At 58.3% G+C, this 12233-nt stretch carries 12 protein-coding genes and 3 pseudogenes; 7 read left to right on the forward strand and 8 right to left on the reverse strand.

Annotated elements, in window-relative coordinates; genetic code table 11:
* Positions 1-36: 36 nt before the first annotated feature.
* The 3 genes and pseudogenes from CCGE525_RS26650 to CCGE525_RS26660 form a co-directional block, all read left to right on the forward strand.
* A pseudogene (locus CCGE525_RS26650) lies at positions 37-588 on the forward strand (HipA domain-containing protein); the annotation flags it as partial.
* A 432-nt stretch (positions 589-1020) separates the two neighbouring features.
* Positions 1021-1260: a ribbon-helix-helix domain-containing protein gene (locus tag CCGE525_RS26655; RefSeq protein WP_162950395.1), complete on the forward strand. Its 240-nt coding sequence runs from the start codon at positions 1021-1023 to the stop codon at positions 1258-1260.
* Complete coding sequence (locus tag CCGE525_RS26660; protein ID WP_120707298.1) at positions 1257-1586, forward strand: type II toxin-antitoxin system RelE/ParE family toxin; 330 nt, start codon at positions 1257-1259, stop codon at positions 1584-1586. Before CCGE525_RS26655 ends, CCGE525_RS26660 begins: the two co-directional genes overlap by 4 nt.
* A 77-nt stretch (positions 1587-1663) precedes the next feature.
* Here the strand turns inward: CCGE525_RS26660 and CCGE525_RS39915 are convergent, their stop codons facing one another.
* Complete coding sequence (locus CCGE525_RS39915) at positions 1664-1909, reverse strand: hypothetical protein (RefSeq protein WP_162950255.1); 246 nt, start codon at positions 1907-1909, stop codon at positions 1664-1666.
* A 37-nt stretch (positions 1910-1946) separates the two neighbouring features.
* Between CCGE525_RS39915 and CCGE525_RS26670 the strand changes: the two are divergent.
* The 4 genes and pseudogenes from CCGE525_RS26670 to CCGE525_RS26685 form a co-directional block, all read left to right on the forward strand.
* Positions 1947-2126 (forward strand): annotated as a pseudogene (locus CCGE525_RS26670) (recombinase family protein); the annotation flags it as partial.
* 1 nt (position 2127) lies between these two features.
* On the forward strand, positions 2128-2478 hold the full coding sequence (locus tag CCGE525_RS26675; RefSeq protein ID WP_120707299.1) for a DUF3088 domain-containing protein: 351 nt from the start codon (positions 2128-2130) through the stop codon (positions 2476-2478).
* Between the two features lie 137 nt (positions 2479-2615).
* Positions 2616-2807 (forward strand): annotated as a pseudogene (locus CCGE525_RS26680) (IS110 family transposase); the annotation flags it as partial.
* 233 nt (positions 2808-3040) lie between these two features.
* Entirely contained in the window at positions 3041-4213 is a 1173-nt protein-coding gene (locus CCGE525_RS26685; protein WP_120707300.1) for a Fic family protein, read from the forward strand.
* Positions 4214-4615: 402 nt separating this feature from the next.
* Here CCGE525_RS26685 and CCGE525_RS26690 read toward each other — a convergent pair whose 3' ends face one another.
* The 7 genes from CCGE525_RS26690 to CCGE525_RS26720 are packed head-to-tail and all read right to left on the reverse strand — an operon-like array spanning position 4616 to position 11972.
* Complete coding sequence (locus tag CCGE525_RS26690; RefSeq protein ID WP_120707301.1) at positions 4616-6976, reverse strand: beta-glucosidase family protein; 2361 nt, start codon at positions 6974-6976, stop codon at positions 4616-4618.
* 51 nt (positions 6977-7027) lie between these two features.
* Complete coding sequence (locus CCGE525_RS26695) at positions 7028-7507, reverse strand: MarR family winged helix-turn-helix transcriptional regulator (protein ID WP_120707302.1); 480 nt, start codon at positions 7505-7507, stop codon at positions 7028-7030.
* Between the two features lie 54 nt (positions 7508-7561).
* Positions 7562-8161, reverse strand: coding sequence for a cysteine hydrolase family protein (locus CCGE525_RS26700; protein WP_120707303.1), 600 nt, complete (start codon positions 8159-8161; stop codon positions 7562-7564).
* Positions 8161-9210: an ABC transporter ATP-binding protein gene (locus tag CCGE525_RS26705; RefSeq protein WP_120707304.1), complete on the reverse strand. Its 1050-nt coding sequence runs from the start codon at positions 9208-9210 to the stop codon at positions 8161-8163. Before CCGE525_RS26705 ends, CCGE525_RS26700 begins: the two co-directional genes overlap by 1 nt.
* Positions 9197-9976, reverse strand: a complete 780-nt coding sequence (locus CCGE525_RS26710; RefSeq protein WP_120707305.1) for an ABC transporter permease — start codon at positions 9974-9976, stop codon at positions 9197-9199. Before CCGE525_RS26710 ends, CCGE525_RS26705 begins: the two co-directional genes overlap by 14 nt.
* A gap of 15 nt (positions 9977-9991) precedes the next feature.
* The gene (locus CCGE525_RS26715) at positions 9992-10906 is read right to left on the reverse strand and encodes an ABC transporter permease (RefSeq protein ID WP_120707306.1); all 915 of its coding nucleotides are present in this window, start codon (positions 10904-10906) and stop codon (positions 9992-9994) included.
* Complete coding sequence (locus CCGE525_RS26720) at positions 10896-11972, reverse strand: ABC transporter substrate-binding protein (protein ID WP_120707307.1); 1077 nt, start codon at positions 11970-11972, stop codon at positions 10896-10898. The genes CCGE525_RS26715 and CCGE525_RS26720 overlap by 11 nt, the downstream gene beginning before the upstream one ends.
* Positions 11973-12233: the final 261 nt, after the last annotated feature.

The following is a 12233-nucleotide window of genomic DNA, read 5'->3' on the forward strand; positions in this document are numbered from 1 at the left end:
GCTGCACCCCGTCGAACAGACTATTGACGCCAAGCGCGCCTGTCGGGAGTCCAAATTAAAGCACCTATGTGCGTGAAAACCGAAGGGGTAGTGCCAGCGGTCGACCAACCGTTTACGCAAATCTTCAAACCGGCGGGCACGGCTGGCTTTAAGCCGCTACCCATTGTTGAGTGTTTTTCTGCTCGATTCTCAATCTGCCGACCTCTGCCAAATATGACGCACGATCGAACGCATGGCGCCGGGGCTGCGGCCGTTGTCGACCAATCCAATGGCTGATCTCGAAACCCTATTCCGACGTGCATTGTTCGCCTGGTTCATCGCGGATGGTGACATGCATCTTAAGAATCTGGCGCTTCTGAAGATCGCGGAACCTCGATCGCACCGGTTTACTTCTGTGCAGTTTATAATGCGATCACAAGCCGAGTATTTCCCGGTCTCGCCGGCGATCGCATGGCGCTAAAACTCAAGGGCAAGGACGATCGCCTGACACTTGCACGGACTATCGATCTGCCGGCCACGCGAGCCGAAGCGTTGATGTCGGAGCTGGCTGTACGTTTGGGCGACGCAGTACCTGGCGTTGCGTTGCCGGAAGGAATGAGGGATCCAAGGATTTGCCCGTTTCTGCGGCGCGACGTTGACAGACCAATAGTCCATATGGTGTGTCCTTTGTCCGAGGACGAAGGACGAGAGAGCACGCTGACCGGATCTGGACGCTCGGCAATATCGGCCGTCGTGCGTCGGGAGATCACGGCTCTGCCACCGGCCGGTGGCTTGATACGCTCTCGCGCGAGTCGCCATTGACGCCCGGACACCCGGATCGAAGCTATGAAAATCGGAGGATGGCTAAAATCAGATAGCCAAAGTCGAACGCTGGTCCCTTCGGGGCGCGCTGCCCGACCCCCGACGGAGCAAATGACCGCGGCCAAAGATTCGATTCAGCTCAATGCTCGTGTCTCAACCCGTCTTAAGGCAAAAATGTCTATCTTGCCAAATTTTGCCATTATAGCTATGGGTATTCATATGACCACAATGAACATTTCTCTCCCGGACCATCTTAAGAGCTTCGTTGATGAGCAGGTCGCGGGGCGTGGTTATGGGACGAGCAGCGAATATATCCGCGAATTGATTCGGCGAGATCAGGACCGTCTTATTTTGCGCGGGCTGTTGATTGACGGAGCATCGTCTGTACAATCTGATCCCGCCGATGGGCGCTATTTCACCGAATTGCGTGATCGTGTGCGTCGTCGGCACAGCAAGTGACAAACAAATCCATCGTCCCTCGGGAATTGGCTCGCAGTGATGTCGAAGCGGCGGTTGACTGCTATGTACTCGAGGCTGGAACCGAGGTCGCGCTTGGCTTTATTGACGCTTTAGAGGCAGCTTATGACCTGATCGCAAGGCATCCGGAATCGGGATCGCTGCGATATGGATACGAGTTGGGCTTGCCTGACCTGCGCAGCATTTCACTGAAACGATACCCCTATATCGTCTTTTATCGTGATCAAAAAGATCATGTTGATGTGTGGCGTGTGCTTCATGGGAAACGGGACATTCCACAGTCGATGCACGACCCTGAGAATCATTGATTATTAGGACAGATTTGCAGCTGCAGATTTTCCAGACGGTTCGAATCCCATATGCAAACCAGATCTCGAACGAGGCCTCAGGTTCTGCTCCCATCAAGGCGACCAAGGCCCAGGCGCTGGTTACCGACCTCGTCATAATGGACGCGGATCCTGCAGCCGACGCGGAGGCGCTTGAACGCCTGGCACTCTGGGCGCTGCGACGCTACGCGCCGATCGTTGCCGCCGATCCGCCGGATGGACTGGTGATCGACACGACCGGCGCTGACCACTTGCATGGCGGTGAGGAACTCATGCTGTCGGGCATGGTCAACCGCTTCTTCCATTCCGGCATTGTTGCGCGCGCGGCGGTCGCCGACACCTGGGGTACAGGCCGCCGAGCAACGGGGTCGGCGCGGCGGTCGCCAGGCCGTCGTGACACCGGAGAAGCTTGCCAAGGCCCGCCAACATCTGGCGGTCGGCCTCAACGTGCGGGAAGCTGCCGCGCGCGTAAAGATTGGCAAGACCGCGCTCTACAATGCCTTGAAATCGGAAGGGAAATGAAATGGCATACCGCGACCGACTGTTCCCGCTGCGTCCGGGCTTCGATGATCCTGCTTATCCAGGTCAGCAGTTTTATTGCTGGCACTGCGCCCTTCTGGAGGGGGTGTTGGCTTCCTTTCCGGATTTGGCGAATAAGCTTGATGTCGAGCGCATCGAATGGCCGAGACCCAGACAAGGCGTGATCGCCCTTGTCGGAGAGCAAAACCAGTCCTTGCCCTTGCTGGTTTTAGCGGAGGGAGACAACTCACCGCATCAAACAGGCGTTCACGAGGGGCGTGTGTTCATCGCTGAAAAATACAAGATCCTTGCCGCGCTATCGGAACGGCACGGCTTTCCGCACCCACATCCATGACCTGCGAAAAGCCGTTCTTACTTCGTTCTCAAAAATCGGACAGACTCACCACTTTCGCGATGGGGTGGACACCCCTCGACGGCATCGATGTGCCAAGGTGGCAGGTGTTTAACCTCCACAACAGAGGAGTGCCCGAAATGGACGTTAGCACGATTGGGTTGGATCTGGCGAAAAATGTGTTTCAGGCGCATGGCGCCGATGCTTCGGGATACGTTGTTTTCCGAAAACAATTGCGGCGTGACAAGGTGTTGAGTTTCTTCGCCAGCCAGCCGCGTTGCGTAGTTGCAATGGAGGCTTGCGGTGGAGCCCATTATTGGGCGCGCGCCATCGATCGCCTCAAACGGGTCACCAAGGATGTTGCAGATCTGCCGGAAGGGACCCTGTTGCCATCGCCTTTTATCCCTCTCCGAAAATAGCTGGTAGCTGTCGCACGCTTGTAACCTTCATAATGGAGATGTGGCACTATCACGACCGGCAATAATACCGGCAAAACTCTTGCGTGAGGGGATACCTATCATTATGTTCTCAAAGAGGAATATAACGGCATTAAAAGCGGCAAAATATGGTCACTCTGGCGAGCATTGAACCACTGCTTCCCGAAAGCAATAGAGACTTGGAAGATCTCGCAATCGAGCTGACCTCGGCGGCCAACCGCTTCGCAGCACGGCTGCATCCCATTATGCGGGCGTCGGTGGGTGACCTCGTGCGCTCGATGAATTGCTATTATTCAAATCTCATCGAAGGACACAATACACTTCCTATAGACATCGATCGCGCAATGGCAGGCGAGTATGCGGGAGAGCCAGAGAAGCGGAACCTTCAACTTGAAGCACGCGCGCATATTGAAGTGCAGCAGCTGATCGATAGAAGTGAGATGCCCTTTTCCGTCCTGTCGCTCGAAGGCATCTGCTGGATGCATGGAGAGTTCTGCCGGCGGCTTCCGGATGAGTTGTTGATCGTCCGCAATCCAGATACTGGCGAAGAGATCAAAATGGTTCCCGGGCAGCTCAGAACGGGGCATGTGAAGGTGGGTGACCATATTGCCCCTGAGCCTGAAATGATCGAACCCCTCATTGCGAGGTTCGTTGAAGCTTATTCTTTCAAGATGCTTTCCAAGCTGCAGAAGATTATCGGGGTTGGCGCATCCCACCATCGTCTCGCATGGATCCATCCGTTTTTTGACGGGAATGGGCGTGTCTCGCGGTTATTTTCGCATGCTCTTTTAAGAGAGCTTGAGATTGGCTCAGAACTGTGGTCGGTGTCACGAGGCCTCGCTAGAAACGTTGCCGATTACAAACGCCTGCTCGCACAAGCCGATCAACCCAGGCGTGGGGATCTGGACGGGCGCGGGAATCTCACGCAAGCCGGCTTAACCGAATTTACCGTCTTCTTCCTGTCGTGCTGCTTGGATCAGGTCACATTTATGGAGGAACTTCTCAAGCCAGAGGAGCTGCTGAACCGCGTAGAGGTATGGTGCAACGAGGAAGTTCAAATGCAACGGCTTCCAAGGGGAAGCTGGCCGCTATTGCGTGAAGCCATTCTTGCGGGTGAATTTGCGCGCTCACAAGTACAAGCTCTTACAGGGTATCAGGAGCGGCAGGGCCGAACGGTCTTATCCAGCTTGCTAGACTGCGGTGTCCTCACATCGCCCAGCCCGAAAGGAAAAGTCCGTCTTGGTTTCCCGATCGACATAATCGAACGTTGGCTTCCGCGTCTGTACCCCGCCGTTCGTTAGTAGTCTTAGCCATAAAATTCTTGCTTCAGGATCGATCGGAGGAGGCACCTTCAAAAGAAATTTTTACTTTTGGCCTCCTGTGACCTTTAAAGTGGCGATCTTGATGCTTACTATCTCTCAGTAGTTGTATCGGGTGCCGGGGTTGCGCACCACGATACAGACGGCCGGCCTTTGCGGCGAGATTCCTCACCGACTCGTGCTTGGCGCGCCCATAGATAATGGAAACGGACGATGAGCACCACACTTCGGGCTGCCCCACCACGAGTTTCGACAAGGGTGACAAGCGACGCTCCGTTCCTTCGTCAAATGCATCTGCCGCGAAGCGCAATGTCTCCTCAGAATCATCCGTGAGGAAAGCCGGTCGTGGAGGTTCAATGGCAGCATTGGAGGCGAAGGATTGCATCAAGCGGAAATCCTTTCTGTCCTCCGATTCAGCGTGTCGAAAAGCGCGGTGATATCAGCTTCGTTGATCGCGTCACCGACATACCAGCTCAGGGTATCGTAGAAGCCCAGGAAAGAGCCGTTGAGCTTTTCGAGGATGGCTATCGCTTCCTCGCCGGAGATGCGGAGCTTCCTCGCCAGTAATTCTGTCAACGCAGGTATCGCCAATTCATTCGCGAAAACCAGCGCTGGCGGCGAAAGCGCGGAGAGGGCTGCCGGAGGGAAGCGCTCGGAACGGCAAGCGAGTCGGCTTTCGAGGCGGATATCCCGCGAGGAAGCCGCCGCTTCGATAATGAAAGCTTCCGCATCGAGCACCCATGTGCCGCGCGCGGTATCGAAATATTGGAAATCTCGCGCGGAAAGCGTCAGGGTCACAACCTTGGCTTCGCCTGGTTGAAGCTCGACCTTGGCAAAAACCTTGAGTTCCCTGATTGGCCGCCGGAGGCCTGGCTTGACTGGGCGAACGTAAAGCTGGACGATTTCCTTGCCGGCCACCGTGCCGATGTTGCGGATGGTGACGCTGGCGGCGCAGCCCATTGAAGGGCCGATCTCCTGTCTGTCGAGAACCATACTCTCATAGGAGAAAGTCGTGTAGCTAAGGCCATGGCCGAACGCGAACAACGGCGTGACAGCCTTGAGGTCGTAGAAGCGGTAGCCGACGAATATTCCTTCGCTGTAGACATGTCGCCCATTCTCGCCGGGATAAGTGTGCCAGCCGGGAATCTCTTCGATGCGGACGGGCATCGTCGTGGTCAGTTTTCCGCAAGGGTTCTGTTCGCCGAACAGAACCCGGGCAATGGCCTCGCCGCCGCCCTGGCCGGGATAAAAGCAGGCCAGCACGGCCTGTGTGGCATCCAGCCATGACATTTCGACCGCATCCGGCATGGTGAGAACGACGATGACCTTCCGGCCGGCCCCAGCGAGCGAGCGGATCAGTCGGTCGTGGCCGGCGGCCAGTTTCAGGGTGTCGCGATCATTGCCTTCGCCGTTGCGTGACTTCTCGTTCTCGGTGAAGACGATGATTGCGTCCGCCGTCGTTGCGGCATCGACAACGGCTCGCGTTTCATTCTCCGTCGGAGCACGCCCCGCGGTCGGGAAAGGCACATGACGAACCTTCAGATGTTCTCCTGCACGTGCTGCGATCCGCGTGAAGGGGCTGTCAACGCGATAGGGATTGGTCGTCGCCGACCCGGATCCTTGGATCGTCGGGACCAGGGCGCCATCGCCAACAACGAGTATCTCGCTGATCGCAGCCGCATCGAGCGGCAGCGTCTGCTGTTCGTTGCGCAGCAGCACGATGGATTCTGCTGCAATCTGTTGGGCGAGGGCGTGGTGGTGGTCCAGATCGACAGGGGCTGCAGGCATCTTGTTGGCGTGACAGCGGCGGGCGAGTTCGATAACCCGCTCACAGGCCCGATCGAGTATGTCGTCGGCCACCTTGCCATCTTCGATAGCCAACAGAAGCCGTGCCTTGCGGGGTTTGCTTTCCGGCATGTCGAGGTCCGTACCTGCTTCAAGCGATGCGGGCCGATCCTTGATGGCGTGCCAGTCAGACAGGACAAGCCCGTCATATCCCCATTCATCCCTCAGGATGTGTTTCAGCAACCATTGGTTTTCCGACGCTTGAACGCCGTTCACCGGATTATACGCGCTCATTACGGTCCAGGGCGGGCTCTTTAGGATCGCCCGCTCGAAGCCGGCGAGATAGATCTCCCGCAGAGCCCGCTCATCTACATCGGAACTGGTCGTCGTTCGCTCGATTTCCGAGTTGTTGCAGGCAAAATGCTTCAGCGAGGCACCTATGCCGTTGTCCTGCAGACCGGAAATCAGAGCGGCGGCAAGGTCGCCGTTGATGACCGGATCCTCCGAGTAATATTCATAGGCGCGGCCGGCGAGCGGCGTTCGCCGTGTGTTGATACCCGGTCCGAGCAGGAGATGGATCCCCAGGCTGCGGCATTCGAGAGCAAGCGCTACGCCCATGCGATACAGCAGGTCCACATCCCAGGAACAGCCGACGAGATTGCCGTTCGGAAAGCATGTGGCTGGTCGCGTCGTGCCGAACATGCCGCCTTTATCGTCGGCTTGTTGGTTGATCAGGTCGAGGAATGCGGCGAGGCTTTCCTCATCACCGGTGCCGGCATCTATCTGGGTTGTCGAGTAGCGCACGCCGTAGGTGCCATCCGTCATCAGAATCGAGTCGATCCCCAGCCTTTCGATTGCGGCTGTTCTCCAGAGGCCTTGGCCACTGACGAGAGCGACTTTCTCATTCGTGGTCATGGAGGTGACCAGCGATCGGATCTCCCCGTCGTCCGCCCCGGGCATGGTGTGTCTTCCTCTGTCTGAGTGAATGGGCGCGAACCGCATGTGATGCCGTCAACAAATCTTCTGGAGCAGTTCCATCAGCATCATGCGCTCCGCAGCTGTCAACGGTCCTAGAGTCTCTTGCGAAATCTCCAGCGCGATGGAGAGATTGCGGTCCACCGTGGCTTCACCTTCGTCGGTCAATGTAAGGACCAGCCGTCGTGCATCTGCTGGGTCAGGTGCCGTGTGCACTAGGCCGCGCTTGACGAGGCGGTCAACGACCCCCTTGATAGTCGCCATGTCCATCGCTGTTTCGCGACCGAGATTGCCTTGCGAACAGGGTTGCAGATCCCTCAGCTTGACGAGCGCCGCCCATTGGGTCGTCGTCAGCTTCTCGGAGATCAGGCTGGCGAAGATCGACACGTGGCGCTGGTTGGCTTGGCGCAGGAAGAAGCCGATCTGTTCCCCCAGCGCATATTGTGTCTGATCCGGTTTTGCTGCCATGCCTGCACCCCTTGATTCTCGGGCCGTGTCCTTGAGTGGAATGTCCATCTTGTCTCTCAACCGAGGTTGTGGCTGCCGAACCGGGCAATCCGGATCGGCCCGTCATGCGGGCCATGAATCCAGAATGTCTTCAGTTGTTAAAATTTCAATCTGCTCCGAGAATCTCGGCGCGAGACGCGTCAGCACCGTTTCGTGCGCCACCATTTCACCACTGGCCAGAGCGTCGCTGACTAGGATCACCCTGTAGCCGAGATCGACCGCATCCAGTGCGCTGGCATAGACGCAGACATCCGTTTCTACGCCGGTGAATACGATCGTATCGACGCCCGTGGCATCAACACGATCGCCAAAGCCGGGAGCGCCGAAAATGGAATAGGTTTCCTTGTCGACGATTGACCCCGGCTGCACCAACGCAGCCAGCGGCGCGACGAGATCCAGCATCGCCGGATCGAGTTCGTCCAGGGTCACCTTCTTCCAGCGCTCGTAATAGGCTTGCCACCGGCCCTTGGCGTCCTTGGGTCGCTGAGCGGGAATGAAGCGGGCAAAGACCGTGCTTTCAGGACGAGCTTTCGCAAGCCGCTGGACATTCGGCACGATGCCTGCGAGGGCCGGCGTGAACCAGGCCGTTTCTTCGGCGAAAAGCCGTTGCATGTCGATGGCGACATGCAACGTGTTCCCGGACAACGGCGCCCTTGTCATCATCAATCCAGAACGCAGACGGTGTGTTCCGGCGACCAGTTCAGCGTGACGCTGTCACCTTCCTTGAGGACGGTGCCGTCGCGGTTCTGAACGAAGAGTTTGAACGGCAGGCCGTCTTTGGTCTCCAGGAGGTAGGAGAGGACAGGACCGGCATAGATGACCGTGGTGATGCGGGCCGAGAGGCTGTTGCCTTCACCAGTGCCGGCCGAGATCGACATCTTCTCTGGCCGCACTGCGAGCGTCACCTTCGCGCCGTTGGCAGGCAGAGGGCCTGCGCTGCGCACCGTCGTGCCGTCGGAAAGCCGCACCGCACCGTTCTCGACGGTTCCCATGAGGAAGTTGGAGTCGCCAAGGAATTCCGCTGCAAAGCGCGTCAGTGGCTTTTCATAGACCGTCTCGGGCGCGCCGATCTGAACGATGCGACCCTTGTCGAGAATGGCCACCTTGTCGGAAAGCGTCAGCGCTTCTTCCTGGTCGTGGGTGACGAATATCGTCGTCAGGCCGCTCTCCCGCTGGATCCGCAGCAATTCGACCTGCATCTCCTGCCGCAGCCTGCGGTCGAGCGCGGACAGCGGCTCGTCAAGCAGCAGCACGCTCGGCTTGATGACAATGGCGCGTGCCAGTGCAACCCGCTGTTGCTGGCCGCCCGAAAGCTGCTTTGGCATGCGGTTGCCAAAGCCCGGCAGGCGCACCATTTCCAGGGCGCGATCAACTTCCTTGCGGGCTGCTGCACTCTTGATGCCGCGCCGCTCGAGACCGAAGGCCACGTTCTGAGCAATCGTCATGTGCGGGAACAGCGCGTAGGACTGGAACATCATGCCGATGTTGCGACCCCATACAGGTACGTTCGTGACATCCCTACTGCCGATGGTCACCACACCCTGGTTGGGCTTGATGAAGCCGGCGATGATGCGCAGGAGCGTCGTCTTGCCGGAGCCCGAGGGGCCGAGAAGGCTGGTGAACGAGCCCTCTAGGAATTCGGTAGTGATATCGGCCAGAACCGGCGTGGTGCCGTAGGTCTTGGCGACGGAATTGACGTTAACGTTTGTCACGGGTTTCTCCGGGCTTGGCGAAGCGCGCGAAAATCAGGATCACGGTCATCGAGCCGAGCAGAAGTACGGTCGAGATCGCATTGATTTCGGGGGTGAAGCCCTTGCGGATCGAGGAGTAGATCTGAACCGGCAGCGTGGTGAAGCCGGGCGTTGCGAGGAAATAGGAAATCACGAACTGGTCGAGCGAGACCGCGAAAGCAAACAGGGCAGCACCCAGGATGCTAGGGTAGAGCAGCGGCAAGGTGACGGAGAAGAACGCATGGACGGGGGTGGACCCCAGGCTCATGGCTGCCTCTTCGAGATCAGCCCGGATTGTCCGGAAGCCGGTTCCAACCACCAGCACCACATAAGGGATGGCAAGCGCGACATGGCCGATGATGATCGCGTGCATGCCGCGACCGATACCCGTCCAGTAGAAGAAGATCAGCATCGCCGTGCCGGTGATCAGCCACGGAATGGCGATCGGCGGCAGCAGCATGATCTGCAGGAAGCTCTTGCCACGGAACGTGCTGCGCGACAGGGCAACGGATGCCATCGTGCCGAGCGCAGTCGCCACAGCAGCCGTAATGACGGCGATGATGATGCTGTTCATGCCCGCGGTGAGCAGGATGTTGTTGTTCCAGAGCGCCTCATACCAGCGGGTCGAGAAGCTGAACGGCAGTTCGTAGAGCGGCGAGGCGTTGAAGCCCATTGCCATCATCACGAGGATCGGCGTGTAGAGGAAGACCAGGACGGCGATCAGATAGAAACGACCAAGCGATGTCATTCGGTGTTTCCTCCTTTAAGCTGCCGTGCCGCGGCGCAGGACGCCGGAGAACGTGCCGAAGATTGCAAGTACGACGGCGAGCAGCGTGAAGGACAGCGAGGCGCCGAGCGGCCAGTTGAAGGCTTGCGTGAACTGGTCCTCGATGACGGTGCCCATGGTGACGCCGACGCGGCCGCCCAGAATTCGGGGTTCCATGAAGGACCCGATGACCGGGATGAAGGTCAATACGGCACCTGAGATGAGGCCGGGAGCAGCCATTGGCACGAGAATCTTGAAGAGAATTGTCCACCACCGCGCACCAAGGCTGGCGGCCGCTTCGATGATCGCGTCATCGATCGTAACCAGCGCGATATAGCAGGTGAGGATCATGTAAGGCAGATAACCATGTACCAGGCCGACGACGACCGCATAGCGCGTGTAAAGGAAGCCGATCGATCCGGCATCCGGGAGAACCATGTGGAAGATGGTGTCAAGGAAACCGTTCTCGCGCAGCACCATCGTCCACGAAAAGATACGGACGAGGCCGTTTGTCCAGAATGGCAGAAGGATGAGGATGAGCAGCATCTCACGCGTCTTGCCGAAAGTGGAGCGAGCAAGCGCGACGGCTGCCAGAAAGCCGAACACGGCGCAGGCAAACGTCGTCCAGAAGCCGATCAGCAGGGACGTGAAGGCAATGCCAAGCAGATAGGGCTGGTCGATGAAGGCACGATACTGCTTCAGGGTGAGGACGATCGGCGCCTTGCCCATCGGGGTTGCCGCCATGAAGCTGAAGACCAGCATGGTCAGCAGCGGGAGAAAGACGGCAAGCGTCAGCCAGCCATAGGTCGGCATCAGCAGCGCCGTCGTCGACACCCAAGACGGAAGGGGACGCCGCACGCGCGGACCCGAAGATCCGCGCTCTGACGCCGATGTCAGATTGTCACTCTGCATAGAAGGCTTTCACTTCCTGCCACAGGTTGTTGAAGGCTTCACGACGGTCATCCGGCAGAGCCGACATGATGCCCATGGTCTTCAGGTATTCCGGCTTGTGAACCTGGCGGCTCAGGTCGTCGGCCGGCAGGGCTGCAAGTGCCGCGGAGTTGGACGATGCCGGTGCGCCGACCTTGGTGGCCCATTCGAAATAGAAGCTCGGGTCGATCAGCCAGTTTGCGAAGGCCAGTGCGCCCTCGGCATTGGGAGCCGATGCCGGAATGCCGAGACCATCGACCCAGCCGATGCCGCCTTCCTTGGGAACGACGAAGTCGACAGGCAGCTTCGAATTGCGCTTGGAGCGGACCGAGCCGCCCGACCAGAAGAGCGAAAGGTCGAATTCCTTGGCTGCAAAGGACTTGTTCCACTGGTCTTCCGTCGACCACAGCAGCTTGACGTTCGGCTTGATGGACTTCAGCGCATCACGGACGGCATCGAGATCCTTCGGATTGTTCATGTCCTGACCGGTCATCAGGGCGCCGGCGGCTACGCAGATGATCGCGTCGTCGTCCATGGCAACGCGGCCTTTGTAGGCAGGATCCGCTAGAACCTTGTAGCTGTCCGGAACGGGCATGCCGTCGCGGATGGCGAGCGAGGTCATGCCCCAGACCCACGGAACCGCATAGCCCTTGCCATCCTTCAGGAAGTTGGCGTTTGAGCGCAAATTGGCGTCGATCGTGGTAGCGTTCGGAACCTTGCTGAAATCAATCGGCTGCAGGAGGTCTTCCGCGGTTGCCTGCGCGCAGCGCGCGGCGTTGAGAACGACGAGATCATAGGCGCCCGGGTTGGTGCGCAGCTTGGTCAGCATTTCCGACTCGGAGCTGTAGTAGTCGTGGACGACCTCGATGCCGGTCTTCTCGGCAAAGGCCTTGATCGACCAGGCTTCGTCAGTACCGTAACCCTGCCAGTTTAGAACCGTGATCTTACCGGCGGAAACGGCCATGCGCGGCATGGCCGAGAAGGCAGCGCCGGCAATCACCGCTCCGGACATCAGCTTCAGCGTGTTGCGTCTTGTGATTTCAGTCATTTGGAACCCCTCTTGAAAATCCACTCTTGTCAACGGCCGCGGCGGCAGCCGGCGACCTCAGGCTTCACGAAAATCACCGGCAGCCCGCCTATCAAAAAGCGCGCCATATGATTTGTATGCAAACTAAATCGATGAGAGGCTAACAACTTGGTCACGCCCAATTCGAACGCAAGGGTTCTCCCAGAGCCTTTCGGCACCGCGTCAAAATCCAAGCTATCCTGTCAGGCGCTGTCGTTATAAAGTTGCCATCGCGAGCCGGTC

Source organism: Rhizobium jaguaris, from assembly GCF_003627755.1.
GTDB lineage: Bacteria > Pseudomonadota > Alphaproteobacteria > Rhizobiales > Rhizobiaceae > Rhizobium > Rhizobium jaguaris.

What these genes read in the sequence shown, in the direction of transcription:
- CCGE525_RS26715 (WP_120707306.1), bottom strand. Translation starts at nt 10,906, where the DNA reads ATGCAGAGTGACAATCTGACATCGGCGTCAGAGCGCGGATCTTCGGGT.
- CCGE525_RS26690 (WP_120707301.1), bottom strand. Translation starts at nt 6,976, where the DNA reads ATGCCCGGGGCGGACGACGGGGAGATCCGATCGCTGGTCACCTCCATG.
- CCGE525_RS26720 (WP_120707307.1), bottom strand. Translation starts at nt 11,972, where the DNA reads ATGACTGAAATCACAAGACGCAACACGCTGAAGCTGATGTCCGGAGCG.
- CCGE525_RS26655 (WP_162950395.1), top strand. Translation starts at nt 1,021, where the DNA reads ATGACCACAATGAACATTTCTCTCCCGGACCATCTTAAGAGCTTCGTT.
- CCGE525_RS26695 (WP_120707302.1), bottom strand. Translation starts at nt 7,507, where the DNA reads ATGGACATTCCACTCAAGGACACGGCCCGAGAATCAAGGGGTGCAGGC.
- CCGE525_RS26700 (WP_120707303.1), bottom strand. Translation starts at nt 8,161, where the DNA reads ATGATGACAAGGGCGCCGTTGTCCGGGAACACGTTGCATGTCGCCATC.
- CCGE525_RS39915 (WP_162950255.1), bottom strand. Translation starts at nt 1,909, where the DNA reads ATGGAAGAAGCGGTTGACCATGCCCGACAGCATGAGTTCCTCACCGCC.
- CCGE525_RS26685 (WP_120707300.1), top strand. Translation starts at nt 3,041, where the DNA reads ATGGTCACTCTGGCGAGCATTGAACCACTGCTTCCCGAAAGCAATAGA.
- CCGE525_RS26675 (WP_120707299.1), top strand. Translation starts at nt 2,128, where the DNA reads ATGGCATACCGCGACCGACTGTTCCCGCTGCGTCCGGGCTTCGATGAT.
- CCGE525_RS26710 (WP_120707305.1), bottom strand. Translation starts at nt 9,976, where the DNA reads ATGACATCGCTTGGTCGTTTCTATCTGATCGCCGTCCTGGTCTTCCTC.